Source organism: Microvirga calopogonii (assembly GCF_003347665.1).
Classification (GTDB): Bacteria; Pseudomonadota; Alphaproteobacteria; order Rhizobiales; family Beijerinckiaceae; genus Microvirga; species Microvirga calopogonii.
This window is the reverse complement of the sequence record NZ_QDGA01000216.1, coordinates 1-2,651: the sequence shown is the minus strand read 5'-3', so window position 1 is coordinate 2,651 and position 2,651 is coordinate 1. Positions and strand designations below refer to the sequence as shown.

The window sequence follows — 2,651 nt, the reverse complement described above, 5'->3', positions numbered from 1 at the left end:
GACATCACCTACAGTGCGCCTCGTCCCGGATGGTCCGGGGTGCATATGTCTGGAATGCAAGGAGAAAGGAGAAAAGGAGAATGCCTTGCCCCCTGCTGTGAGGGGGCATGAGCCCAAGCGGCGGTGACCTGCCGTCAACTGGCAGGGTGACGGAGCCCGCAGGTAAAGGGGATTGAGGCGAAGCCGTTACGCCGAGATGATTCCCGAGGCTGAAGTATTGGAAGGTTGAGGAACACGAACCGGTTCACCCGCATCTGAGGGCTGGAATGTCGCCTCCGCCTACACGGCTTAACAGGCGGAATGCTGATGATGTCGCCGGACACGAAGGACGGCGTGCATCCGAACGTGAGCAGAGATGTAGGACGCTCGCGAAGGGCCATGGGGAGAACACAGCCAGACCATGGCATCGGCATCGACTTGCAGAATGCAAGGACAAAGACTGCGACCGGCAGCCTCACCAATACGCAAGATGTCCAGCATATGAACGAGGGAAGGCATGGTGGAATGCCAAGGGAGTTGACCCTGATGTCCATCATGCTGGCGGAGTTCCCGTAGTAGTCCGCGACAGGGAAAGCCTGTCACATGGCGAAGGGGAACAGTTCAAACTGCTTGAAGTGCAAACTACCTGACCCAACGAGGTGAAGACCTTTGATAATCAGCGAAATGCAGCACAAGCTCGCAACATGGGCCAAAGATGATCCGAACCGACGGTTCGATCGCCTTCTTCGGCTCATTGCCGATCGGGAGTGGCTTGCCGAAGCCGCCCGGATCGTTCTGGCGTCGAGCGGCGCTCGAACTCCGGGCCTTGACGGAAAGGATAAGCAACAGCTGCAGGCCGGACTGGATCAGCATCTGGCCGATCTGCGGATGAGCCTGCTGACGGGCAGCTACTGCCCTCAGCCGGTCAAGCGAATCTACATCCCGAAAGCGAACGGCAAACTGCGACCATTGGGTATCCCGACCCTAACAGACCGCATTGTCCAGCGCGCCATGCTGATGGTCATGGAGCCGATCTGGGAAAGCGATTTCCATCGGCTCTCCTATGGCTTCCGGCCTGAGCGGAGCGTGCATCATGCTGTCCGTACCGTGAAGATACAGCTTCAGGATGGAACCGATACGACCAGGGGCCGCTGGATCATCGAGGGTGATCTGGCAAGCTACTTCGATACGGTCCATCACCGGCTGCTTCTCCGATGTGTGCGGCGGCGGGTGCAGGACAGGCGATTTGTCGATCTTCTCTGTCAGTTCCTGAAGGCGGGTCACATTGATCGTGGCCTGTTCGTGGCCTCCAGCGAAGGCGTTCCGCAAGGTGGCGTTCTGTCACCGCTCCTGTCCAACATCATGCTCCATGAGTTTGATGCGTGGCTCGAGGCGAAATACCTCAGTGACAAGGCGCGTAAGGATCGATGGGCCTGGAACTTCGGCATCAAGCAAGGCCGTCCCATTACGGTTCGTGAGAACCGACAATGGAAGCCGGCCATCGCCTACTGTCGATACGCTGACGACTTTGTCGTGATCGTAAAAGGAACCAAGGCTCAGGCAGAAGAGATCCGTGAGGAATGCCGTGCCTTTCTGGAAGGTGACCTGAAGCTGACGCTGAATATGGGCAAAACCCATATCACCCACGTCAATGACGGCTTCGTCTTTCTGGGGCATCGGATCATTCGCAAGCGGGGGGCGCACGGACGTATGTCTGTCGTCACGACGATACCCAAGGAGAAGGCCAAGGGGTTTGTTCGCAGACTGACTGAGGTCCTCTCCGGCCATCATAGTGTCAGCACGGTCGAGATGATCGCCAGCCTCAACCGGCAACTGGCCGGCTGGGCAGCGTTCTACAAGTTCACCGACTTCACTGCGTCCGTGTTCCGGCACATCGACCATGTCGTGTTCTGGAAGCTGGCGCATTGGCTGGGGCACAAATACCGATCCCGCATCAAGCCTCTGATGCGCAAGTGGTACAAGGCCCCGGAATCGGGCAAGGCAAAAACCTGGCTTGTTTACGGTCGGACTGAGCGTGGCGAGGCCATCGGCAAAGCGCTCCACAGGCTTGTCTCAAGCCCCAAGGCGCGGTTCCGGTGGCGCAATCCGGAGGAAAACCCATACATCTTCCGGAGCGAAGCCCGCAGCACCGTCACATCGCACTATCAGGATGTTGCTATGGCCATGGGCCAAGCTTGAATAGAGAGCCGTATGCGCTGAAAGGTGCATGTACGGTTCGGGGAGGAGAAGCGCATTCGCGCTTCTTACTCCACTTCCCACGGGCGAGGGCTGGCTGTATCTCGCCGCGGTGCTGGATTTGGCCACCCGGAAGGTGGTGGGTTGGGCCATGCGCGATCACATGCGCACCGAGCTGACCCTTGGCGCTCTGATCATGGCAGCCCAGCGGCAGCGACCAGGTCCAGGGCTCATTCATCATAGCGACCGCGGCAGCCAATACGCGGCAGAGGCGTATGCCCAGCAACTGGCTCGCATGAGCGCCAAGCCATCGATGAGCCGGACGGGCTGCTGCTATGACAATGCCCCAATGGAATCGTTCTTCCATTCCTTGAAGGTCGAGTTGGTTCATCAGCATCGTTGGACGACCCGCGAGGAGGCACGACGGGACCTGTTCGGCTATATCGAGAGCTACTACAATCGGCAGCGCATCCACT

At 58.7% G+C, this 2,651-nt stretch carries 1 protein-coding gene and 1 pseudogene; both read left to right on the top strand.

Annotated features, from left to right (window positions below; all coding sequences use genetic code 11):
- Positions 1 to 663: 663 nt before the first annotated feature.
- On the top strand, positions 664 to 2,178 hold the full coding sequence (ltrA, locus tag DDF70_RS35930; RefSeq protein ID WP_114949008.1) for a group II intron reverse transcriptase/maturase: 1,515 nt from the start codon (positions 664 to 666) through the stop codon (positions 2,176 to 2,178).
- A 64-nt stretch (positions 2,179 to 2,242) separates the two neighbouring features.
- Positions 2,243 to 2,651, top strand: a pseudogene (locus DDF70_RS35925) (IS3 family transposase); the annotation flags it as partial.

What these genes read in the sequence shown, in the direction of transcription:
- ltrA (WP_114949008.1), top strand. Translation starts at nt 664, where the DNA reads ATGCAGCACAAGCTCGCAACATGGGCCAAAGATGATCCGAACCGACGG.